Source organism: Streptomyces winkii (assembly GCF_032248595.1).
Lineage (GTDB): Bacteria > Actinomycetota > Actinomycetes > Streptomycetales > Streptomycetaceae > Streptomyces > Streptomyces winkii.
This window is the reverse complement of record NZ_JASTTH010000007.1, coordinates 239,941-261,825: the sequence shown is the minus strand read 5'-3', so window position 1 is coordinate 261,825 and position 21,885 is coordinate 239,941. Positions and strand designations below refer to the sequence as shown.

14 protein-coding genes are annotated in these 21,885 nt (G+C 72.1%); 9 read left to right on the top strand and 5 right to left on the bottom strand.

Going from position 1 to position 21,885, the window contains the following annotated elements:
• Nucleotides 1–360 precede the first annotated feature (360 nt).
• The 5 genes from QQM67_RS22570 (at nt 361) to QQM67_RS22550 (ending at nt 5,683) form a co-directional block, all read left to right on the top strand.
• Entirely contained in the window at nt 361–1,158 is a 798-nt protein-coding gene (locus tag QQM67_RS22570; protein ID WP_314175848.1) for an MHYT domain-containing protein, read from the top strand.
• Nucleotides 1,159–1,317: 159 nt separating this feature from the next.
• Nucleotides 1,318–4,179, top strand: coding sequence for a sensor histidine kinase (locus QQM67_RS22565; RefSeq protein WP_314175847.1), 2,862 nt, complete (start codon nt 1,318–1,320; stop codon nt 4,177–4,179).
• The gene (locus QQM67_RS22560) at nt 4,179–4,610 is read left to right on the top strand and encodes a roadblock/LC7 domain-containing protein (RefSeq protein ID WP_314175846.1); all 432 of its coding nucleotides are present in this window, start codon (nt 4,179–4,181) and stop codon (nt 4,608–4,610) included. The genes QQM67_RS22565 and QQM67_RS22560 overlap by 1 nt, the downstream gene beginning before the upstream one ends.
• Nucleotides 4,611–4,620: 10 nt before the next feature.
• The gene (locus QQM67_RS22555) at nt 4,621–5,088 is read left to right on the top strand and encodes a DUF742 domain-containing protein (RefSeq protein ID WP_314175845.1); all 468 of its coding nucleotides are present in this window, start codon (nt 4,621–4,623) and stop codon (nt 5,086–5,088) included.
• The gene (locus tag QQM67_RS22550) at nt 5,069–5,683 is read left to right on the top strand and encodes a GTP-binding protein (RefSeq protein WP_314175844.1); all 615 of its coding nucleotides are present in this window, start codon (nt 5,069–5,071) and stop codon (nt 5,681–5,683) included. Before QQM67_RS22555 ends, QQM67_RS22550 begins: the two co-directional genes overlap by 20 nt.
• Nucleotides 5,684–5,690: 7 nt before the next feature.
• Here the strand turns inward: QQM67_RS22550 and QQM67_RS22545 are convergent, their stop codons facing one another.
• From QQM67_RS22545 to QQM67_RS22530, 4 genes are all read right to left on the bottom strand, one after another.
• The gene (locus QQM67_RS22545) at nt 5,691–7,463 is read right to left on the bottom strand and encodes an AMP-binding protein (RefSeq protein ID WP_314175843.1); all 1,773 of its coding nucleotides are present in this window, start codon (nt 7,461–7,463) and stop codon (nt 5,691–5,693) included.
• Between the two features lie 234 nt (nt 7,464–7,697).
• Nucleotides 7,698–9,806, bottom strand: coding sequence for an alkaline phosphatase family protein (locus QQM67_RS22540; RefSeq protein ID WP_314175842.1), 2,109 nt, complete (start codon nt 9,804–9,806; stop codon nt 7,698–7,700).
• A 157-nt stretch (nt 9,807–9,963) separates the two neighbouring features.
• Nucleotides 9,964–11,016: a dihydrodipicolinate synthase family protein gene (locus QQM67_RS22535; protein ID WP_314175841.1), complete on the bottom strand. Its 1,053-nt coding sequence runs from the start codon at nt 11,014–11,016 to the stop codon at nt 9,964–9,966.
• Entirely contained in the window at nt 11,013–12,533 is a 1,521-nt protein-coding gene (locus QQM67_RS22530) for an MFS transporter (protein ID WP_314175840.1), read from the bottom strand. Before QQM67_RS22530 ends, QQM67_RS22535 begins: the two co-directional genes overlap by 4 nt.
• A 219-nt stretch (nt 12,534–12,752) precedes the next feature.
• Here QQM67_RS22530 and QQM67_RS22525 point away from each other — a divergent pair, with 219 nt between their 5' ends.
• The 4 genes from QQM67_RS22525 to QQM67_RS22510 all read left to right on the top strand — a co-directional run bounded on the left by QQM67_RS22525 (nt 12,753) and on the right by QQM67_RS22510 (nt 19,111).
• Complete coding sequence (locus tag QQM67_RS22525; RefSeq protein ID WP_314175839.1) at nt 12,753–13,523, top strand: FadR/GntR family transcriptional regulator; 771 nt, start codon at nt 12,753–12,755, stop codon at nt 13,521–13,523.
• A gap of 182 nt (nt 13,524–13,705) precedes the next feature.
• Nucleotides 13,706–14,791, top strand: a complete 1,086-nt coding sequence (locus QQM67_RS22520; protein WP_314175838.1) for an NAD/NADP octopine/nopaline dehydrogenase family protein — start codon at nt 13,706–13,708, stop codon at nt 14,789–14,791.
• A gap of 150 nt (nt 14,792–14,941) precedes the next feature.
• Complete coding sequence (locus tag QQM67_RS22515; RefSeq protein WP_314175837.1) at nt 14,942–16,300, top strand: MFS transporter; 1,359 nt, start codon at nt 14,942–14,944, stop codon at nt 16,298–16,300.
• 105 nt (nt 16,301–16,405) lie between these two features.
• Nucleotides 16,406–19,111 carry a SpoIIE family protein phosphatase gene (locus tag QQM67_RS22510; RefSeq protein WP_314175836.1) on the top strand — a complete coding sequence of 902 codons (2,706 nt, stop codon included), beginning with the start codon at nt 16,406–16,408 and terminating at the stop codon, nt 19,109–19,111.
• Nucleotides 19,112–19,157: 46 nt separating this feature from the next.
• Here QQM67_RS22510 and QQM67_RS22505 read toward each other — a convergent pair whose 3' ends face one another.
• A complete protein-coding gene (locus tag QQM67_RS22505) occupies nt 19,158–21,869 on the bottom strand; it encodes a helix-turn-helix transcriptional regulator (RefSeq protein ID WP_314175835.1) in 2,712 nt (903 codons plus the stop codon).
• Nucleotides 21,870–21,885: the final 16 nt, after the last annotated feature.

Here is a 21,885-nt window from a genome sequence, read left to right as displayed (position 1 = left end):
AACGGGCATCGACGGCCATCGATGGATATTCGTCCGCATCGGACGACGGCGTCGATGCCTGTGCCTGCCATCGGAATCCGAGGATTTCCTGACGGGAAGTCAGCTTTCCTTCCGGGGTTCGCGATACGCCGCCAGACGTCGCCGGAGTCTGCCCCAACTCCCTTGCACGGCAATCAAGTTCGGAATCCGGCTGGAGTCGCGGTGACCCTGGCGGGCGTTCTCACGTGGGCGTCGTTACCAAAGGTATACCAATCGGTAATCGTGCCCATGTGTCGTTGAATGCGGAAGGAATCATGCCGGGTGTGAAATTCCTGTGTTAGCGTCCGACGCCCCAGAGCAGCCGTTGCGGAAGGAAGCCCTGTGGGACAGATGCATCACTTCACCTATGGGTGGCTGACGCCGCTGCTGTCATACGTGATGGCATGCGTCGGCTCGGCCCTCGGTCTGCGCTGCACCGTGCGGGGGCTCGCCGCCTCCGGCAGCTCGCGCCGCAACTGGCTGCTGACCGCCGCCCTCGCGATCGGCTCGGGCATCTGGACCATGCACTTCGTCGCGATGCTCGGCTTCGGCGTATCCGGCTCGGCGATCCGGTACGACGTACCGCTCACCGTGCTCAGCCTCCTCGTCGCCGTACTCGTCGTCGGCGCCGGGATCTTCACCGTCGGGCACGGCCGCGCACGCTCCCGCTACCTGCTCATGGGCGGCCTGGGCACCGGAGTCGGGGTCGCCGCCATGCACTACATCGGCATGGCCGCGCTGCGCCTGCACGGCGACGTCGGCTACGACGCGGTGCTGGTGGGCCTGTCCGTGGTGATCGCGGTGGTCGCCGCCACCGCCGGGCTGTGGGCCGCGCTCACGGTGCACGGGACGGCGGGCGCCACCGTTGCCTCGCTCGTGATGGGGCTCGCCGTCAGCAGCATGCACTACACCGGCATGGCCGCCGTGAGCGTCCGGCTCTCGCCGGGTCAGGAGGTGCTTTCGGGCGCCACCGCAACGGAGTTCATCTTCCCGCTCACGGTGGTCCTCGGCTCCTTCCTCTTCCTCACCTCGGCGTTCGTCGCGCTGTCGCCGACCGCGCAGCAGCGCAGGGAGGCCGAGTCGGCCGTACGGCGGCTGCACGACGTCGAGGCGCACGGCGTCGAAGTCCCGGTTCCCTGACGCGCGGACGCGGCCCGCGTCCCCTTGTCTCCAGTTTCCGCCACCCGTTGTCCGTCTTCCGTCCCCGTTCTCCGTTCTCGTCTTCCGCCCACCGATAGCTCGACGTCCTGACCAGGCGCCCCGCGAACTCGCTCCGCTCCCACGACGATCGAGGAAGTCATGCGTACAGGCAGCGCGCCGGTCAGCGCCGACAGCAGCCATGACGAGGAGAGGCCTCCGCCCCGGACCCCGAAGGACGGGCCGAGGCACGCGATGCGCGAGCCGCAGGCCCCGCGTCCCGGCCGGGGCCGGTCACCGGTGCCGGCGTGGCTGCGTCCCAAGTCGGTACGGGCGAAGATCGTTTCGCTGCTGATGGTGCCCGTCGTCTCGCTGATGGCGCTGTGGGGCTTCGCCACCGTCACCACGGCGCAGAGCGTCTCCGACCTCTCCCGCTTCAAGGAGGTCAGCGCCAGCCTCCTCGCCCCCGCGAACGACTACATCACGGCGGTGCAGGCCGAACGCGGCGCCGCCGCCCGCTACTTGGCGAACCCCGACGACTCGCGCCTCGGCGTACTGAACACCCGCGCCAAGGCCACCGAGGCCGCCGCCGACCGGCTCCGCCGCGGAGTCGAGGCCGGCAGCACCGACACCGCGGCGCTCGACCCCGGACTCCCGGCCAGAATCGACCGGTTGACCGAGGCCGCCGGGAAACTGCCGTCCCTGCGGAAGGGCGTGACCGCGCACAAGACCTCCTGGGACGACGCATACAGCGCGTACACCGGGACGATCGACCGGGGCTTCGCCGTCGGCGGCGCGCTGACCGGCGCGGATCCCTCCGGACCCGGACAGCGCGACGGGGACGCCGCGGTCGCCTCCGAGGCTCGCGTGGTCCAGGAGCTCTCCCGCGCCCGGGAGATGATGGCCCGCGAGGACGCCGTCCTCGGCGGATCGCTCGCCGGAGGGCGGCTGAGCAAGGCGGACCACCGCGCGTTCGTCGGGGCCGCGTACTCCCGGCGATCCCTGCTGGAGTCCGCGGTCGACGATCTGCGTCCGGCGGACAGGGCCGCCTACCGCGACGTTCTCGGCAGCGCTCCGTACGGGCGGATGGCCGGGATGGAGCGGGCGGTCGAGGACGCCGGACCGGGCGGCACTCCCCGGACGGTCTCCGCCGTGAAGTGGGACGCGGCCGCCGTGCCCGTGATGCGGGATCTCCACGAGGCGGAGAAGAAAGCGAGCACCGTCGCTGCCGGCAAGGCCGATCCGTTCGCCTTCGACGTGATCGGCAGCTCCGGTGTCGCGGTGCTTCTCGGCCTGGCCGGTGTGCTGCTGTCGCTGCTGATCTCGATGCAGATCGGCCGGGGGCTGGTCGTCGAACTGGTCGGCATGCGCAATTCGGCCCTCGAACTCGCGGGGCACCGGCTCCCTCAGTCGCTGCGGCGGCTGCACGCGGGCGAGACGGTGGACATCGATGCCGAGGCACCGGTCGAGCGGCGCGGAGAGGACGAGATCGGGCAGGTCGGATCCGCCCTCAACGCCGTGCACAGGGCCGCCGTCAAGGCCGCGGCGGAGCGCGCCGAGGTGCTCAGCGGGATCTCCAGCGTGTACGTGAAGCTGGCACGGCGCAGCCAGGTGCTGCTGCACCGGCAGCTCCGGCTGCTCGACACCATGGAGCGCCGGATCGACGATCCGGCCGAGCTGGAGGATCTCTTCCGGCTCGATCACCTCACCACGCGGATGCGCCGTCACGCGGAGAGCCTGATCATCCTCTCGGGCGCGGCGCCCGTACGGGGCTGGCGCAGGCCGGTGCCGATGCTGGACGTCGTACGCGCGGCCGTCGCCGAGGTCGAGGACTTCACGCGGGTCGAGGTCCGCGTCGACGAGTCCGTACGCGTCTCCGGCGGAGCCGTCGCGGACCTCATCCATCTCGTCGCCGAACTCGTCGAGAACGCGGTGGTGTTCTCGCCTCCCCACACCAAGGTGCGGGTGCGCGGCGAGCAGGTCGGCACCGGGCTCGCGCTGGAGATCGAGGACCGGGGCCTGGGCATGAGCCGCGAGTCCCTGGAAGACGCCAACCGGAAGATCGCCGACGCCTCGCAGGTCGACCTGCTCGACACGGAACGCCTCGGCCTCTTCGTGGTGAACCGGCTCGCCCACCGCCGGGACGTCCGGGTCTCGTTGCAGCGTTCCGCGTACGGAGGCGTGACGGCCATCGTGCTCATACCGGAGGAACTGCTGGAGAAGGAGGTGCCGGCGGCGCAACTCGGCGCGGAGCACGGAGAGTTGTCCGAGTCCGAGTCCGAGTCCGTTCCCGGGCCCGCGCCCGGGAACGGGGAGCCCGCGGAGTCCTCGGTTCTGCGCGCACGGCGGGTCTCGTCGCGCGGGGGCGCGGGCCGTGCCGCCTCCGTACACATGGCCCGTCCGGCGGTGGGCGGCGGCACGTCGCGCACCGTGCTCAAGTCCGGCCGCCGTCCGCTGGCGGCGCCGGCCGGTGACGGACCCGCCCCCGAGCCGCCGGAGCACGCCTCGCCGGATACGCCGTCCGCCGCCCCGGGCGAGCCCGCTCCGCTGCCACGTCGCGTACGGCAGGCGAGCATCGCACCGCAGCTGCGCGACGCTCCCGGGCCGCCGGACTCACCGCCGGGCGCCGCCTCCCAGGACTCCACGGCCGCTATGGCGCGCGACGCGGCGGTCCGGAGGTCGCCGGAGCGGGCGCGCGCCACCATGACGGCGCTTCGCACCGGTTGGCTCAGCGGAGGCCTCGCGGACAGCCGCGGCGCGAACGGAGACGCGGGATCGGGCGGACCCGGGGAGACGGACGGGCCGGCCCATGCGTACGAGCCCGCAGACGCCGCCCAGACGTACGAGCCCGCCCGGACGTACGAGCACCCGGAGCCCACGGAGACCGACGCGGCGAGCGGGACGCACGAGGCAGACGAGATCCCGGCACCCGAGATCCACCAGACGCACGAGACGCACGAGACGCACGAGACGCACGAGATACACGAGTCGCACGAGACACCGTCACGAGGAGACGACGCCTGATGTCCGGGACGATGGGAAGCACCGGCGAACTCAGCTGGCTACTGGACGAGTTGGTCTCCCGGGTGCCGGAGGTCAGACACGCGGTCGTGCTCTCCGGCGACGGCCTGCCGGTGGGAGCCTCAGCCGACCTCACGCGGGACGGAGGCGAGCACTTCGCCGCCCTCGCCTCGGGCTTCCACAGCCTGGCCAAGGGAGTCGGCAGCCACTTCGAGGCGGGCCGGGTCGTGCAGACCATGGTCGAACTGGAAGGCGGCTTCCTCTTCGTCGCCGCCGCCGGGGAGGGCTCGTGCCTGTCCCTGTTCACGGACGCCGACGCCGATGTGGGCCTGGTCGCCTATGAGATGGCCCGGCTGGTCAAGCGCGTGGCCGAGCACCTCGCGGTGCCGTCCCGCTCCGAGGAGTCCGTGCCCGCGCCGGCCGTCCAGGAGTGACCGGATCGCCATGAGCGAGATCCCCAGGAGCTGGTTCGACGACGGCTCGCGCGACGGCGCGGCCGCGGCGCCCGGCGCGCCTGCCGGTCCGCAGCCGGAGGCGCCGCCGGAGCGTCCCGAGTGGTTCGACGACGAAGCCGGGCCGCTGGTCCGGCTGTTCGCGATGACGTCGGGCCGAGCCCGCCCCACCAGCGAGTCCTTCGACCTGATCGCCGTCATACACGCCGAGGACGCCCGAGAGGACGCTCCTCCGGTCCAGACGCCCGAGCACGCCGCGATCCTCGCGCTGTGCCGCGTCGCCCCCCGCTCCGTCGCCGACGTCGCGTCCGACTCGGACCTGCCGGTCGGCGTCGTACGCGTACTGCTCGGCGACCTGCTGGACGCCGGTCACATCAGCGTGGGCCGCCCGCTGGCCCCGGCTCGACTGCCCGATGAACGAATTCTCAGGGACGTGATCGATGGACTCCGTGCACTCTGACGAGCGACGGCCCGGCCGCTCCGCCGGTTCCTACGTGTCGTTGAAGATCCTCGTGGCAGGCGGCTTCGGCGTCGGCAAGACGACCTTCGTCGGGGCGGTGAGCGAGATCCGCCCGCTGCGCACCGAGGAGAGGCTCACCGAGGCCGGGCGCCCCGTGGACGATCTCGGTGGCGTCGAACGCAAGACGACGACAACGGTCGCCATGGACTTCGGGCGCATCACCTTCGAGGACACCCTGTCGCTGTATCTGTTCGGCACCCCCGGGCAGGACCGGTTCTGGTTCCTCTGGGACGAGTTGGCCAACGGGGCGCTCGGAGCCGCGGTGCTCGCGGACACCCGGCGCCTGGAGGACTGCTTCCCCGCCGTCGACTACTTCGAGCGCCGCGGCATCCCGTTCGTGGTCGCCGTCAACTGCTTCGTGGGAGCGCACGTCTACTCCTCCCAGGACGTCCGGCACGCCCTCGACCTGGACCCGGAGACGCCGGTCGTGCTCTGCGACGCGCGCGAACGGGAGTCGGCGAAGGAGGTGTTGATCGCCCTCGTCGAGCACGCGCAGCGGACCCATGTCCAAAACCTTCAGAACAGCGCGCGCTGAAGGGGCATCAGCGGTCGTCCGTACCGCCCACGCCGCCCGCACCGTCGCGGAGTTCGCGCCGGAGGATCTTGCCGGTCGAGGTCTTCGGCAGCTCGTCCAGGAAGACGACCGACCTCGGGTACTTGTACGCCGCCATCCGCTCCCTGCACCAGGCGACGAGGTCGGCCTCGCTGACGCTGCCCTCCGCGGCCGGCTCCCCGGACTGCCGCTCAGCGGGCTCCCGTTCGGGCTCCTTGAGGGACACGAACGCCCGCACCGTCTCGCCCCGGTAGGCGTCCGGGACGCCGACGACCGCCGCCTCGCGGACCGCGGGGTGCCCGTACAGCACGTCCTCGACCTCGCGCGGCCACACCTTGTAACCCGCGGCGTTGATCATGTCCTTCTTGCGGTCGACGAGGTAGAACCAGCCCCGCTCGTCCATGAACCCCACGTCGCCGGTGCGCAGTTCGCCGCCGGGCAGCGATTCGGCGGTCGCCTCCGGCTTGCCCCAGTAGCCGGGCACGACCTGCGGCCCCTGCGTGGCGATCTCGCCCGCCTCGCCGGCCGGCACCTCCGCGCCGTCGTCGTCGAGGATGCGTACGACGGTGTCGAAGACCGGCACCCCCACCGACAGCGCGCCCGACGCCGGGTCCACGGGGGCCTCGGTGTGCAACGGCACGGCGTGGGACGGCGAGTTGGTCTCCGTCAGGCCGTAGCAGTTGTGGATGTACAGCCCCGTGAGCTCCCGGAACCGCTCGGTGACCGCGGGAGCCACCGGTGCGCCTCCGGAGTAGACGACCCGCAGCGAGGAGAAGTCCTCACGCCGCACTCCGGGCGCCGTCGAGAGGGCGATGAACGCCGTGATCGCGCCGACGGTGAACGTCGGCCTGTGCTCGCGGAGCGCGTCGAGCAGGACGCCCGGGTGGAAGCGGTGGGCCAGCACCAGCGGGCAGGGCAGCAGCAGCGAGAGCGTGAGATGACCGATGAGGCCGGTGATGTGGAAGAGGGGTGCGACGCCGAGGATGCTGTCGCCGGAGCTCAGGCCCATCCACTCCCGGTAGGTGCAGGTGTTGAAGACCATCCCCGCGTGGGTGTTCATGGCGCCCTTGGGCACGCCCGTCGTTCCGGAGGTGTAGGTGAGGACTGCGACGTCCTCCGGCCGCGGCGAGTGCGGTTCGGGCGTGCGCCCGGCGAACTCCCGGACGAGGGACAGCAGATCGAGCGTGCCCGCGCGCGGGGACCGTGCCGGAACCGGGCCTTCCGCGGTGCCGGCGCCCGTCCCGTCCACGCCGCCGAAGAGGCGGGGGTCGTGGCGCGTCTGCCAGTCCAGGGGCGAGCAGGTGACGACGGTGCGGACCTGCGTCTCGCCGGAGGCGATCACGTCGCGGGCGACGGAGTCGTAGAGCTCGTCCAGGCAGAGCAGCGCCGCCGCACCGGAGTCGGCGAGCAGATACGTCACCTCGCGGGCCTTGTTCATCGGATTGACCGCGACCGCGCAGCCGCCCGCCTTCCACGCGGCGATCAGTCCGACGACGAAGGCGGGGTCGTTCTGCACGTACACCGCGAGCCGGTCCCCGCGTACGAAGCCGTTCGCCGCGAGCGCGACGGCGAGCGCGTCGGAGGCGGCGTCCACGTCGGCGAGCGTGAGCACGCCGTCGAAGTAGCGGATCGCCTCGGTGCCGGGCGCGCGCTCGACGGACGCCCTGAACATCTCCAGCAGCGTGCCGTGTTCGGGGACGATGCCGGACGGTGCGCCCTCGGGGTAGAGCGCCAGCCACGGCCGCTCCCCGTAGGCGCTCATCCGCTCGCCGGTGTGTGCCGGGCGGTCGTCGGGATCACGCTCGCGTCCTCCTCGCCCATGGAAGCCCCGGCCGGACGGCCGCAGGACGCCCGGCCCCAGGTGACCGCCACTGTGGACGAGAGGTTCCCGGCAGGTCAACGGGGCCGGTGCGCCCGCGCGTTCGGCGTTCGGCAAGCCGGGGCGGGCGCACCGCGCGGACGTGCTCGGCGCCGCGCGCGGACGTGGCCCGTCGCCTCAGCCGCCCGAACCGCCCTTCTTCGCCCCCTGCTTGGAGTCGGGCTCCGACCCGTACGCCGTCATGAAGCGGTCACGGAACTTGTCCATCCGCCAGACCGGCGCCTTGGGGCCCGGCTTGAGGCCGTCGTCCCAGCCCCAGCCGGAGATCTTGTCCATGACCTTCTTGTCGTGCGCGACGATCGAGATCGGCACGTCCTTGCTCTTGTTCTGGCCGGTGACGGTCGGCACGGGCTGGTGGTCGCCGAGGAAGACGAGCACGGTGTCGTCGTCGCCGTACTTCTCGACGTACTCGGTGAGGCTGCGCACCGAGTACTGGATGGCCTTGCGGTACTGGTCGCGCACCCGGTGCGGGTCCTTCCACACCTCGGTGGGCCGCGCGCCCGCGTCGTGGATCGCCTGGTAGACGGAGCCGTCGCCGAGCTTGTTCCACGGGAGCATCGTCGGCAGCGGCGACCAGGGGTTGTGGCTGGAGGCGAGGATGATCGTCGCCATCAGCGGCTTGTGGTCCGCCTTGCCGTGCTCCAGGCGCTCGAACGCCTTCAGGCTGAACTGGTCGGGCACCGGCGACCAGCTGAAGTACGGGCCCTTGTAGCCGAGTTCGCGGGAGTCGTAGACGTGGTCCATCCCGTAGAACTTGCCCTCGGGCCAGGAGCGCCTGACGCCCGGCATGATGCCGACCATGCGGTAGTCGCCCGTCCTGCGGAAGGCCCGGGTGATGGTCAGGCGGTCGCTCGCGACGACGCTGCGGTACCGCTGCTGGTTGGCGACCCACAGGCCGGACATCAGGGTCGAGTGGCCCATCCAGCTGCCGGCACCCGAGATCGGCGAGGTGAGCCAGCCGCTCTTGGAGGAGAAGCCCGCCTTGTCGAGCGCGTCGGTGCGCTCGGACAGCACGCGGTCGACGCCCGGAGCCATCTCCGGGTCCTCGATCGCGCTGCGGCCGTAGCTCTCGATGAAGGTGAAGATGACGTTCTTGCCGCGCAGGGCGGGCATCAGCTTGTCGCCCGGGGTCTTGTCGAACTTGTCGACGCGGGCCGCCTTCGCGAACGCCTTGCCGTCCTCCATGCCGGCCTTGACGGCCTTCACGCGGTGCTGCACCAGCAGGGCCGTGTTGCGGGACGCCACGTTCACATCGCCCGTCCACGTCTGCACGCCGAAGACGGCGCACACGATCCAGACCGTTCCGAGCGCGAGGACGGCACGGGCCGTCACGGCGCTGTGCCGGGCCATGATGCGGCTCAGCCTGCTGACAGCCAGCGCCATGAGGACGACGATCGCGATCGCGAGGACCACGACGCCGATGACGGCCAGGAAGGCGCCGGTCGGCCCGACGGAGTCCTTGAGGAAGGACTCGGCGTCGTCGAAGAGGATCCAGTCGAGGACGAGGTCGAAGGGGCGGGCGAGCACCGAGTAGAAGCCCATGTCGATGCACTTCAGGATCGTCACCAGGCCGAGGACGGTTCCCGCGACGACGGCCGTCCACCGCCTCGCCCGCGGCGGCAGGACGAGCAGGACGCCCGCGCCGAATATGCCCTCGACCGGTATGCGTACGAAGGCGGTGAGCGTCAGGCGCGGCAGGGCGTTCGGGAGCAGAAGGGCGCCGAGCACGAGGACGACGGCCAGGCCCGTCGTCGTGGCGGTGACGGCACGGGCCGCGCTGGGGTTCCGCTCGCGCCAGCCGCCGGGGCGGTCGGCGTCGGCTGTGGCGTCGCCGGAGCCGTCGGCGTCGCCGGGACCCTGGTTGCCGGCGTCGCTCTCGCCGCCGTCGCTCTCACCGTCGGCGGCGCCGGACTCGGGCTCGGCGCCGCCGGAGTCCTCCGCCGTGCCGTCGGCCTCCCCGGAGTCCTGACCCTTCGCGTCCGGCTCCGGGCTCTTGCGCGGGGCCGGGACCGGTGCCGGGGCCGCCTTCGGATCCGCCGGGTCCGCGCCTGCGTTCTGGCCCGTCTCTACGGTGCCGGGCGCGTCCGTGCCCGCGGCGGCGCCGGAGGCGGTTCCGTCCTCCTCGTCCGGCGCCTCCCGCGGTGGTTCCTCAGGGTTGGTGCCCTTCTCCGTATATGCCATGTCCTTGTTCCGCCGCTGCTTGAGCGAGCGTGTGAAGAGCGACAACCCGAGGGTTCCTTCCGTGCTGAGCGCGGTCTCACGGCGGACCAGTGATCACGGACCGGCCGCGCCGGAAGCGTACGACGGGGAGGAACACCGGCTGCTGGGTTTTGCCAGCTCCATAAAAAGGCGCAGCGCCGGGTAATCGCGCCGTACGCCAGGGTCACGGAGGCGGCGGGAGCAGGCCTGCCGTGCCGAGGATCGCCTTGACGGCCTCCACGTCGTCGCCGCCGAGCGCGTCGAACGGCTCGGGCAGCTGGTTGTGCGCGATGACTCCCTGGAGCATCAGCGCGGTCTTGAAGGCGCCGACGCCCGCGCCCCATCCGGCGGCCGGCGCCGCGACGCGGGTGATCTCCATCAGCGCGGCCAGCCGGTCCTGTTCGCTGCGCACAGCCGCCCAGTCACCGGCGCGGAAGGCCGCGTGCATGCGTACGTACCCGTCCGGGTCGACGTTCCCCAGGCCCGGCACGACTCCGTCCGCCCCGGCCAGATAGGCGCCGTCGACGACGACCTCGTGCCCGGTGAAGAGCGTGAGCGGTCCGCCCTCGGCGCGGTTGCGCAGCGCGAGCCGCCGGAAGGCGACGTCGTCGCCCGAGGAGTCCTTCACCCCGGCCAGCGCGCCGCTCAGCCCCAGCTCGACGAGCATGTCCGGGTCGAGCTCGGTGTGTACGCAGGACGGGATGTCGTACGCGTAGACGGGGAGGCCCGCCCGCTCGCCGAGGATCTCGAAGTGGCGCCTGACCTGCGGCGAGTGGGTGTCGGCATAGAACGGAGCGGTGGCGACGACGGCGTTCGCACCGGCCTCGCGCGCGGCCTCGACGTGCTTCAGCATCCGGCCCGTCTGGGTGTCGATGACGCCCGCGAGCACCGGCACGCGCCCCGCCGTGACGCGCACGGCCTCGCTGATGACCCGCTGTCTCAACTCGTCGGTGCAGAACGCCGCTTCGCCCGTCGAGCCGAGTACGAACAGTCCGTCGACACCCGCTGCGAGGAGCCGCCGGATCAGCCGCTCGAAGGAGGGGACGTCGAGGGTGCGGTCCGGCGTGAGCGGGGTGACGAGGGGCGGCACGACGCCGCTGACCGGGGAGCGGGTGCCTCCCGGTTCCGTGCCGGGGGCGCCCACGTCGCGGGCGCCCGTGCCGGAGGCGCCCGTATCGGCGGCGCTCTTGTCCGCGGCGCCGGGATCCCCGGGGCCGGAGTTCGTGGATGTACTCATGCGGACATTCCTTCCCGCCCCGGCTCGTGTGCTGCGGGCGGAGCGGGGGCGCGTGGCACGACGTCCAGCGCATCGGTGTCCCACACGTGCGCCGGTACGAGCATCCGCTGCGCGCGCAACGGGGCGTTCACGGCGACGAGGACGATCACGACCGCGGTCAGTCCGAACGAGATCACCGCGAGCGCCGTCCCCAGCGGCATCGTCTGCGCCAGCCCCGCGCCGAGCACGGGCGCGACGGCGCCGCCCAGGGCCCCCACGTTGTACGTGAAGCCGAGCCCCGCCGCCCGCTGCTCCACCCCGAAGTAGCCGCCGATCCACTTCGGCAGCAGCCCGGAGATGCCCTGCCCGAAGACCTGCTGGAGGAAGAGCAGCGCCCCGAGCAGGACCAGCGAGTCGCCGCCCACCAGGAAGACGGGGAAGACCAGCACCTGCGAGACGACGAGGGCCGCCCAGTACGCCCGGCGCGTGCCGAAGCGGTCGCCCAGGAAGCCGCCGAGCACACAGCCCGCGGCCGCCCCGAACCCGGAGAAGAAGAGCAGGTCGGCGACGTGTCCGGCGGCCAGTCCGAGGTCGGTCTTGAGATAGGTGGGCAGCAGCGCCTGGATCGGCCACGAGTACAGGAACGCCGTGAACACGACGATCATCAGCGTGACCCCCGTCGGCCAGCGGGGTCCCGAGAACTGCGCCATGAAGCAGACGAAGACGGCGGTGACCACGAGCGCGAGCCCCGTCACCGGCAGCGCGCCGTGGACGATGCCCGCGAAGACGAGCAGCAGCGCCCCGAACGCGACGAGCGTGAGCACGGCGTTCCCCACGTCGACGCGGGCCCGCGCGCTCCTGTAGAGGGTGCGGAACATGTCCGGCGGCCCGGCCGCCCCCGCCTTGCGCGCGTCACGGGCCCGCTGCCAGTCGCCGGACTCGGGCAGCGCCCGCCGCAGCCACAGCGCGAGCACGATCGGCACGAGGCCGACGGCGAACAGCGCCCGCCAGCCCCACTCCGGCACCACCAGCCGGTAGACCTGTGCGCACAGCGCGGTACCGATAGCGAACCCGCTGATGAGGAAGCCGGAGGCCTTGTTGCGCAGATGCTCGGGCCACGACTCGATGACATACGTGGAGCTCGATCCGTACTCGCCGGCCATGCCGAGCCCGATCAGCAGCCGCGCCACGAAGAGCACCCAGTACGCGGGCGCGACCGCGCACAGCGCGGAGCCCGCGGAGAACAGGACGATGCTCACGACCATGGCGTTCCTGCGTCCGAAGCGGTCGCCGAGAGCCCCGAGCGCGAGTCCGCCGAACCACCGGGAGATGAACGCCGCGGAGACGAGCGCGGCGCCCGTCACGGCGGAGAGGCCGAACTCGTCCGTCACCTCGGTGAGGACGAGCGTGATGATCACGAAGTCGAAGCCGTCGAGAAGATAGCCGAGCCAGGCCGCGATGAAGGCCCGCCACTGCGATCCGGAGATCTCCCGGTACCAGGGGATCCGTCCCGCCCGGCCCTCGCCCTTCTCGGTCATGGCCCGCCTCCTCGCGACGCTGCGACACATCGACGCTCCGACGATCACATCAGACGTCGGATGTCTGATGTCCTGACGCTAAGGGTGCCCGGCAGTCGCGGCAAGACCCCCTCCGTCCCCGACGGGCCCGGTGCGAGCCGGACATAGGATGTCCGATGTCGTGACGCACTCTCCGGGCGACAGCAACGGTCGCTCCCGACCTGGAAGGGCCGCCCTCGGATGCCGGCTAAGAAGCTGCCTGCGGAGCACGGCCTCCGCCACCTCCGCGGCTCGGGCGACCTGCGCGCCTCCCGCTCCGCGGAGCTGTCCGTGGTGGACCGGATCAAGGAGTACATCCTGCTGGGCCGGCTCGCGCCCGGCGATCCGATGCCCACCGAGAACGAGCTCAGCGAGCAGCTTGCCGTCAGCAGGTCCCGCATCCGCGAGGCGATGAAGACTCTCTCCGCGCTCGACATCGTCGAGGTCCGGCACGGCTACGGCACCTACGTGGGGCGCCTGAGCCTCACGGCGATGGTCGAGTCCCTCGCCTTCCGGGGGCTGCTCAACGCACAGGACGACCAGGACGTCATGGCCGACCTCATCGACGTGCGCCAGCTCATCGAGACCAGCCTGGCCGAGCTGATCGTCGAGAAGACGACGCCCGAACTCATGGCCTCCATGCGCCGGTTGACCGGCACGATGCACGAGAAGGCCGCGCGCGGGGAGGAATTCCTCGCGGAGGACCGGGAGTTCCACCTCCTCCTCATGCAGACGACGGGCAACGCGCTCGCCGTCCAGCTCACCGGCGCCTTCTGGGACGTCCACTCGATCGCGCTCGGCGCGCTGCCCGGGGCCACGGACCTGCGGCAGACCGCCGCCGCGCACGTCGCCGTGCTGGACGCGATCGGTGCGGCGGACAGCGCGCGGCTGCGCGCGTCGATCGTCAGTCACTACGCCCCGATCCGGGAGCGCCTGGGCCGCCGGACCCCGCCGGGCGCGAACGCGGAGTGAGCGGTGCGTACGCGATCTGCCGAGTGATCCGGGCGCAGGCGATCCGCGCTTGATCGCGCCGGCGTGGAGAAAACCTCCGGTCCGCGACGACTACCTCCAGGTCACGGCAAGACCATGAACGAGACCATGAACAAGACCAAGACCAAGACCAAGACCACGGAACAGGGGGGAGGTGTCGCCGCGTGCCGCCGGAACGCCGCTCCTGCGACATCGGAGTTCTGGGCGCAGGCAGCGAAGGCCTCGCGCTCGCGGCCCACTTGGCGTCCCTCGGCGAGTCGGTGCACCTGCACACCCGCCGTCCCGGACGGATCCGGGCGATCGCCCGCGCCCGCGCGATCCGGGCCCGCGGTCTGCTCCAGGGCAGCTTTCCCCTGGCCGCCGTCGGCGACGACCTGCGAGAGGTGACCAGGCGGTGCCGGGTGCTCTTCGTCGCCACCGTGACCACCGCCTACCGTTCCGTCGCCGCCGCGCTCGCGCCTCACTTGGAGCCCGGCCATCTCGTCGTGCTCTTCTCCGGAAAGCTGTGCGGGAGCGCCGAGTTCGGCCACGCGCTCGCCGGCTGCGGGGCGGCGCGGGTCGATGTCGTGGAGACGGACGCGCTGTTCGCGGCGCGTGCCTGGGAGGACCAGGGCGTCGTCGTGCACGGGAAGAAGAAGTGGAACCTGTTCACCGGCATCGACCGCGCCACGACCGAGCGCCACGGGCAGCGGCTGCGCCGGCTCTTCCCCGGGCTCGAACCCGCACGCGGCCAAGTGCAGCGCGGGCTCACGGACTTCGGGGCGGTCGCGCACGCCACGATCGCCCTGGCCAACATCAGCCGCATCGACCGCGCCGAGGAACTCCTCTTCTACCGCGAGGGGCTGTCCGAGCGGACGGTCGTCCTGATGGAACGGGTGGAGCAGGAGTTCCAGCGCGTCGGCGAGGCGTACGACGCCCCCGTCCCGTCGATGGTGGAGCTGCTGGACCGCTACTACGGATGTGAGGGCGGGTCGCTGCTGGAGGCCATGCGCAGCGTGCATGTCTACCGGGACATCACCGCGCCGCGCTCCCTGAACCACCGCTTCCTCAGAGAGGACGTGGCTTCCACGCTCGTCCCGCTGACGCAGCTCGCCGAACGGGCCGCCGTTCCCACGCCGATGACCGACGCGCTGGTGAGCCTGTTCTCCGCGCTGGGCGGCGAGGACTACCGGCGCACCGGCCGCACCCTCGCCCGCCTCGGCTGGGACGGGCTGAGCTACGACGAGATCCGCGGGGCCCTGAGCCGCTGAGAAACCCGGGCCGCCGGGACGCGAGCGGAACGCCGTCCCCTCGTCCGCGGTCGGCGCGGTGCATTCCCTTGACAGCGGCGCCTGTTGGCTCGAACCTTCCCGCAGCTCTTGTTCAGTGGATCACTGGCCAGTCCACCCTGAGGAGGCGCCATGACCACGTCCACCCCCGTAAGCGAGCCGGAGACAGTACGCAGCCAGCGACGCCGCGCGGTGGTCGCCAGCACGGTCGGCACAGCCATCGAGTGGTACGACTTCTTCCTCTACGGCACCGCTGCCGCCCTGGTCTTCCCGCAGCTGTTCTTCCCCGGCCAGTCCGCGTACGTCGGCGTGCTCGCCTCCTTCGGCACGCAGTTCGTGGGCTTCGCCGCCCGTCCCATCGGGGCAGCGATATTCGGCCACTTCGGAGACCGCGTCGGCCGCAAGTCGACGCTGGTGATGACGCTCGTCCTCATGGGCGTCAGCACCTTCCTCATCGGACTGCTGCCGGGCTACGCCACGATCGGCTTCGCCGCGCCGCTGCTGCTCGTGCTCCTGCGCATCGTGCAGGGCATCGGCGTCGGCGGCGAGTGGGGCGGCTCGGTCCTGCTCTCGATGGAGTGGGGCTCGAAGCGCCGCCGCGGGCTGATGGCCAGCTGGCCGCAGCTCGGAGTCCCGCTCGGGCTGCTCGCCTCGACCGGCATGGTCAAGCTGATGAGTTCGGCCTCCGGCGACGGCTTCCACAGCTGGGGCTGGCGCATCCCCTTCCTGGCCAGCGTCGTGCTGATCGGCATCGGTCTGTACGTGCGGCTGCGCGTGCTGGAGAGCCCTGCCTTCCAGGAGGTGAAGCAGGAGCGCGAGGTGGTGCGCATGCCCGTGCTCAGCGTGCTGCGCGAGCAGCCCCGCGAGGTGCTGACCTCCGCCTTCGTACGCCTCTCCGAGCAGGCGCCGTTCTACCTCTTCATCACCTTCGTGCTCACCTACGGCACGGAGAAGGTCGGGCTGTCCGAGGCGTCGCTGCTCAACGACACTCTGATCGCCGCGGCCGTCGGCCTGATCAGCGTCCCGCTGTGGGGGTACGTCTCCGACCTCGTCGGACGGCGCCTTACGTACGGCATCGGCATCGCGTGCGTGGGCGTATTCGCCTTCCCCTACTTCGCGTTGCTCAACACGGGCAGCTCCGGGCTGGTGATGCTGGCCATCGTGCTGTCGCTGTTCTTCCACGACATCCAGTACGGACCCCAGGCCGCCCTGATCGCGGAGAGCTTCGGGGCGAACGTCCGCTACAGCGGCGCCGGTCTGGGATACCAGCTCGCCTCGGTCATCGCGGGCGGACCAGCACCGCTCATCGCCGCGGCCATCCTTGAGAGGACCGACTCCAGCGTCGGGATCAGCTGGTACATGATCGGCTGCTGTGTGCTGGCGATGGCCGCGCTGCTGCTCATGCCGCGCAACACGGCCGAGCCGGGTACCACGCTCTCCAAGGAGCCCGCTCCAGGCAAGGCGGACGCCGCGGCGGCCGAGGCCGGATGAGGACGAGGTGAGGAACGCGCAGGCAGTCGGCACCGCGACGCATCATCTGATCGAGCGGGCCGACTGCCTGTCGACTGGCGGGGTCGAGCAGTGTAAACAGGGGCAATGGCAGGACCGCTGACACGTCTCCGGGCCCTGGCTGCCCCCCTGGCCCCCGGCAGGCGCCTGCGGCGGCCGCTCCTCGGCGAGGGCAGCGTCGCCGGGCAGGTGTTCGTCCTTCAAGTCCTGGTCGTCCTGCTGCTCGTCGTGGCCGCGGTGGCCGCCCTGGTGCTCCAAGTGCGCCGCGACGGCACGCAGTCCGCGCGCGACCGTTCGCTCGCCGTCGCCGAGACCCTCGCCAACTCGCCCGGCACGGTGAGCGCGTTGCGGACCTCCGATCCGAGCGCGCGGCTCCAGGGGCCCGCCGAGGCCGCGCGGAAGCGGACCGGGGTCGACTTCGTCGTGGTGATGAACAAGGACGGCATCCGCTACACCCACCCGATCAGGAACAGGATCGGGAAGAAGTTCGTCGGCACCATCGGCCCCGCCCTGCGCGGCCACGTCCACTCGGAGACCGTCGAGGGCACCATCGGGCGGATCGTCCAGGTCGTCGTGCCGGTCACCGACCGGAAGGGCAAGGTCATCGCCCTCGTCTCCGCCGGGATCAAGGTGGAGAAGGTCAGCGGCGTCGTAGACCGGCAGCTTCCGATCCTCCTCGGCGCGGCCGCGGCCGCGCTCGCGCTGGCCACGGGCGGCACGGCGCTGGTGAGCCGGCGGCTGCGCCGGCAGACCCACGGCCTGGGCACGCTAGAGATGACGCGCATGTACGAGCACCACGACGCGGTGCTGCACGCCGTCCACGAGGGCGTACTGATCGTCAGCGGCGAGGGGCGGCTGCTGCTCGCCAACGACGAGGCGTCCCGGCTCCTCGACCTGCCGCCCGACGCGCAGGGCAGGCAGATCACCGAGCTGGGCCTGGAGGCGCCCATGAGCCGGCTGCTCTTCCCGGGGCGCGTCGCCACCGACGAGGTGCTGCCCGCCCGGGACCGGCTGCTGGCCGTGAACAACCGTTCCACCGACCGCAACGGCGGGCCTCCCGGCTGGGTCGCGACGCTCCGCGACACCACCGAGCTGCGCCTGCTCTCCAGCAGGGTCGAAGTGGCCCGCAAACGCCTCGCGTTGCTCTACGACGCGAGCGGCGGCATCGGCACCACCCTCGATGTGACGCGTACAGCCGAGGAGTTGGCGCAGGTCGCCGTGCCGCGCTTCGCGGACTTCGTCACCGTCGACCTGGCCGAGCCGGTGCTGCGCGGCGACGAGCCGGGCGGCGGCAATCCGGCCATGCGGCGCACCGCCGTGCACGGCATCCGCGAGGACCAACCCCTCTATCCGCTGGGCGAGTTGATCGATTTCGCCGCGCCCTCGCCGCAGGCCCGCGGTTTCGAGAGCGGCCAGGCGGTGATCGAGCCGCGGCTGAGCGAGTCCCCCGGCTGGCTCGCGCAGGACGCCGAACGCACCGCGCGCATCCTGGAGTACGGGATCCACTCGCTCATCGCCGCCCCGCTCCGCGCCCGCGGCGTGCTGCTGGGCGTGGTGAACTTCTGGCGCTCGGAGAAGCCCGAGCCCTTCGAGGACGACGACCTCTCCCTCGCGGCCGAACTGGCCGCCCGCGCCGCCGTGTCCATCGACAACGCCCGCCGCTACACCCGCGAGCACGGCATGGCGGTGGCCCTCCAGCGGAGCCTGCTGCCGCGTGCCCTGCCGGAACAGAACGCCGTCCAGGTCGCCTCCCGCTATCTGCCCGCCCAAGAGGGCGTCGGCGGCGACTGGTTCGACGTCATCCCGCTGCCCGGCGCCCGCGTCGCGCTCGCCGTCGGGGACGTCGTCGGGCACGGGCTGCACGCCGCCGCGACCATGGGGCGGCTGCGCACCGCCGTGCACAACTTCTCCTCCCTCGACCTGCCGCCCGACGAACTCCTCGGCCACCTCGACGAGTTGGCGGGACGCATCGACAAGGACGCGATCGAGGCGGGCGACGAGACCGCCATCACCGGCGCGACGTGCCTGTACGCGGTCTACGACCCGGTCTCCCGCATCTGCACCATCGCCAGGGCGGGGCATCCGACCCCGGCGCTCGCACACCCCGGCGGCACGGTCGAGTTCCCGGACGTACCGTCCGGCCTGCCGCTGGGCATCGGCGGACTGCCCTTCGAGACCGCGGAGTTGAAGCTGCCCGAGGGCAGCAGGCTCGTCCTGTTCACCGACGGCCTCGTGGAGCGCCGTGACCACGACATCGACGCCGGGCTCGAACTGCTGCTCAGCGCGGTGGCGCACGCGGACCAGTCGCCCGAGGAGACCTGCGACGCCGTGCTCGATGCCCTGCTCCCGATCCGGCAGGGCGACGACATCGCGCTGCTCGTCGCCCGTACGCAGGTGCTGGAGGCCGGCCAAGTCGCCGAGTGGGACGTGGAGCCGGACCCTTCCGCGGTCGCCGGGGTGCGCGCCGCCGTCTCCTCGCAGCTCGCGGAGTGGGGCCTGGAGGAGCAGGGCTTCGTCACGGAGCTGATCCTCAGCGAGCTGATCACCAACGCCATCCGCTACGGGGTGGGGCCCATCAAGGTGCGGCTGCTCCACGACCGCGCCCTCATATGCGAGGTCTCCGACCACAGCAGCACCTCACCGCATCTGCGCTACGCGGCGGCCACGGACGAGGGCGGGCGCGGCCTCTTCCTCGTCGCCCAGTTCGCCGAGCGCTGGGGCACCCGCTACACCAAGGACGGCAAGGTCATCTGGACGGAACAGCTCCTGCCCGGCACCTCGCAGAACGCGTAGAAGGCGAATCGCGCGCTCCCCGCCCTCGCGCGCCGGCGCCCGTGTCTCACGCACCCGGGCCCGGCCGCGAGGGCCCGGAGGCCCCCGAGTGCCCCAGATGGGCGGCGAGTTCGCGGCGGGTGGCGATGCCGAGCTTGGCGTACGCCTTCTGAAGATGGTTGTCGACGGTGCGCACCGACAGGCTCAGCGCCGCCGCTATCTCCTTGCTCTGCTCACCGGCGGCGGCCAGGGCGGCGATCTCGCGCTCCCTGTCGGTCAGCACGGCAGCGGCGCGTACGGTGCCGAGCAGCGGAGTGCGGGCACCCTCGCAGTGCCGCTCCGCGATCGCGCCGGAACGCACCGACGCCGCCGTGGCCTGACGCGTCTCGCCCCGGCGCCGCCAGACGCCCGCGGCGGCGGCAGCGGCCTCGGCGGCCGGCAGATGGGCGCCCAGGGCCTCCAACTCGCCCGTGACCTCCATCAGTTGCTCCGGATCGTTCGCGGCGAGCGACAGCGCGAGCCGGGCCCGCGCCGCCGCGAGCTCGCCGTCGCACCGCTGGGCGATCGCGACGAGGCGCGGCGCGACGTCGGCCGCCCCGCCGAGCCGTGCGACGTCCGTGAGCAGCAGCCCCTCCGAGGTGATGTGCCCCGTCGAACGGGCCGCGTCGGCCGCCTCGCACAGCACGCCCCGGGCCTTGCTGTGATGCCCGCCGGCCGCGAGCAGCCACGCCTCACCGAGGTGTTCCTCCCCGACGGAGAAGTAGCCGGGCGGCCCGCCGGCCAGACCCTCCAGCTCCGCGAGGGCGTTCGAGGCCGCCTCGGGGTCCCCGAGGACGGCGGCGCTGGCGGCCAGCCCGCTCAGCGCGATTCTCAGCAGCTTGATCTGGTGCTCCCGGCGGGCCAGCGCGGCCAGTTCGGCGTATCTGCGGCGGGCCGTGGCGGGATGGCCGGCGAGCCACTGCGTACGCGCGCTCAGCAGAGCCGGGAAGACCCGCAACAGCGCGCTGTGGCGGGCGAGTTCGGCGCTCACGCTCTCGCAGAGCTCCGCGGCCTCAGCGAGCCGTCCGGCCTCCGCGAGCGCGAGCACCATGGTTCCCTGCTGCACGGCCGGGTGCGCGGGGCGCGCCTCCTCGTCGGTCAGCACGTGTGCGGCGTGGGCGCGTTCGGCCCAGTCGGCGGCCTCCTCGATGCGGCCGACGAGGACGAGGGCGAGGGTTCTGACCGCCGCCGCGCACAGCCACAGCCGTCTGTCGAGCGCCTGCTCGGCGTCGGGCTCCAGCAGGTCCAGCAACTCCAGGCCGGCGACGGGCTGGCCGCTCGCGAGCCGTATGAACCCTTCGTTGACGCGCAGCAGTTCGCGTACGGGCTCCGCGGCGGCGGCGCGCGCGGCCTCGTTGACGTCGAGGATCTCGGCGAGCGGCGCGTTGCTCACGAGGAGGTTCGTCGTCCTGGTCACGGCGATGCCGATGCGCTCCGCCTCGTCGCGGGCGGCGTCGGCGGCCTGCGCCAGCACGGCGTCGGCCAGGCCCCATTCGCCCGTGAGGAAGTACGCCTCGCCCAGCATCAGCCGGGTCCCGGTGTCGTGGTGCGTCTCGGGCAGCGCGTTGAGGAAGGCGAGCGTCCGCGGGTGGTCGTGCGCGTAGTGGGCGAGGCGGGCGGCGCGCAGCAGCAGCGCGGGATCGGCCCTGCCCGTGGCGTCGAGCCGCCATGTCGCGATGCGCAGCGCGTCCTCGCGTCTGCGTGCCCCGAACGCCTCGACCCTGTCGGCCTGTTCGAGCTGGATCGCCCTGTGCCGCAGCGCCGGGACGCCGGCGCGCAGCACCTCCTCGTAGAGGGGGTGCGCCAGCGAGACACGAGTGCGCCGTCCGTCGGTTCCGAACCCGATCAGACCCTTGCGTTCGAGTTCCGTCAGCACGGGCTGCGGGGCGGCTTCTTCGACGGCGGCGAGGGGGAGCGCCCCGCAGCAGGCGAGGAGTTCGAGGGCGTCACGGCCGGGCCCGTCGACGGCGTCCACCTTCACGCGGATGAGCTCGGCCAGCCGCAGCGTCGTCCAGCCGGCGCCGGGGCCGGACTCCCATACCTCGCCGTCGCTGGTGAGGGCCTTGTTCTCCAGTGCTCCGCGCACGAGTTCGCGCAGGAAGAGCACGTTCCCGCCGGAGACCTCGTGCAGTTCCCGCACCGTGCTGCGGCCGACCGGTCCGCCGAGCACCTCCTGCAGCAGACCCTCGGTCCGCTGCATGTCGAACGCGCCCAGCTCCACATGGCGGACCGCCTCGCCCGACGTGAGGGCCTGCACCGCCTCGGTGGCGGGCTCCCCGGTCCGGATCGTGGCGACGAGGGTGATCACACCGGCGTCCATCAGCTGCCGCAGCAGCATCGCGGACGTCGCGTCGAGCAGATGGATGTCGTCGACGAAGACGGCGCACCGGTCCCTGTGGTCGCCGCCGCCGCGGAGCGCCCCGGCCACGGCGGCGAACCCCTGCACCGGGTCGGTCAGATCGACGCCGGCCGGCAGCAGATGCGCGATCGCGCCGAGCGGCACGGCCGCGGCCGCCGTGCTCGCCACCGCCCGGCCCGTACGGAAGCCCGCCCGCTCCGCCGCGGCCAGGCACTCCTCGGCCAGGCGTGACTTGCCCACGCCGGCCTGCCCGAAGACCACCAGCCCGGAACACCGGTTCCCGGTCAGCGCACGCGTGAGGCCGGCGAGCTCCTCGTCCCGCCCGTACAAGGGCCAGCCCGGCGAGCTCGCACTCGAAGCAGGCACGCGCGAGTCCTCCATGGCGCAACTGTACGCA

Excerpts from the sequence above, each read along its gene's own strand:
- QQM67_RS22565 (WP_314175847.1), top strand. The coding sequence starts at position 1,318 with ATGCGTACAGGCAGCGCGCCGGTCAGCGCCGACAGCAGCCATGACGAG.
- QQM67_RS22560 (WP_314175846.1), top strand. The coding sequence starts at position 4,179 with ATGTCCGGGACGATGGGAAGCACCGGCGAACTCAGCTGGCTACTGGAC.
- QQM67_RS22555 (WP_314175845.1), top strand. The coding sequence starts at position 4,621 with ATGAGCGAGATCCCCAGGAGCTGGTTCGACGACGGCTCGCGCGACGGC.
- QQM67_RS22550 (WP_314175844.1), top strand. The coding sequence starts at position 5,069 with ATGGACTCCGTGCACTCTGACGAGCGACGGCCCGGCCGCTCCGCCGGT.
- QQM67_RS22545 (WP_314175843.1), bottom strand. The coding sequence starts at position 7,463 with ATGAGCGCCTACGGGGAGCGGCCGTGGCTGGCGCTCTACCCCGAGGGC.
- QQM67_RS22535 (WP_314175841.1), bottom strand. The coding sequence starts at position 11,016 with ATGAGTACATCCACGAACTCCGGCCCCGGGGATCCCGGCGCCGCGGAC.
- QQM67_RS22530 (WP_314175840.1), bottom strand. The coding sequence starts at position 12,533 with ATGACCGAGAAGGGCGAGGGCCGGGCGGGACGGATCCCCTGGTACCGG.
- QQM67_RS22525 (WP_314175839.1), top strand. The coding sequence starts at position 12,753 with ATGCCGGCTAAGAAGCTGCCTGCGGAGCACGGCCTCCGCCACCTCCGC.
- QQM67_RS22515 (WP_314175837.1), top strand. The coding sequence starts at position 14,942 with ATGACCACGTCCACCCCCGTAAGCGAGCCGGAGACAGTACGCAGCCAG.
- QQM67_RS22510 (WP_314175836.1), top strand. The coding sequence starts at position 16,406 with ATGGCAGGACCGCTGACACGTCTCCGGGCCCTGGCTGCCCCCCTGGCC.
- QQM67_RS22505 (WP_314175835.1), bottom strand. The coding sequence starts at position 21,869 with ATGGAGGACTCGCGCGTGCCTGCTTCGAGTGCGAGCTCGCCGGGCTGG.